Raw genomic sequence first — 398 nt, forward strand, 5'->3', positions numbered from 1 at the left:
TCATTTCACCGTCCACCGCTTTGATAATGCCCTGCCACTTGCGACGGTTCTGTACCGCCATGCGAAGAACCAGCGCGACTTCTTCAACCTGGAAACGCGCATAATGATCGGCAGTGAACATAGGACGGTCGAGACCCGGTGACGAGACTTCAAGGTTGTAAGCCACGGAGATAGGATCTTCAACGTCCAGCACCGCGCTTACCTGGTGGCTCACATCAGCACAATCATCAACATTGATGCCATCTTCACTATCAATATAGATGCGCAGTGTGGATGTGCGACCGCGAATAAATTCGATGCCGACCAGCTCGTAGCCTAAGGCTTCAACTGGCGCTGTAATCATCTCTGTTAATTTTTGCTCTAATGTGGACAAGCCCACCCCCAAGACATAAAAAAAG

At 50.3% G+C, this 398-nt stretch carries 1 protein-coding gene; it reads right to left on the reverse strand.

Translation table 11 applies throughout. From position 1 onward, the window contains the following. Window positions 1-379, reverse strand: a 379-nt coding sequence (gene rimP / locus C1I97_RS39000; protein ID WP_220040916.1) for a ribosome maturation factor RimP, incomplete at its 3' end; no start/stop codon positions are given. Window positions 380-398: the final 19 nt, after the last annotated feature.

The sequence above is a fragment of the Streptomyces sp. NTH33 genome, assembly GCF_003236365.1.
Taxonomy (GTDB): domain Bacteria; phylum Actinomycetota; class Actinomycetes; order Streptomycetales; family Streptomycetaceae; genus Streptomyces.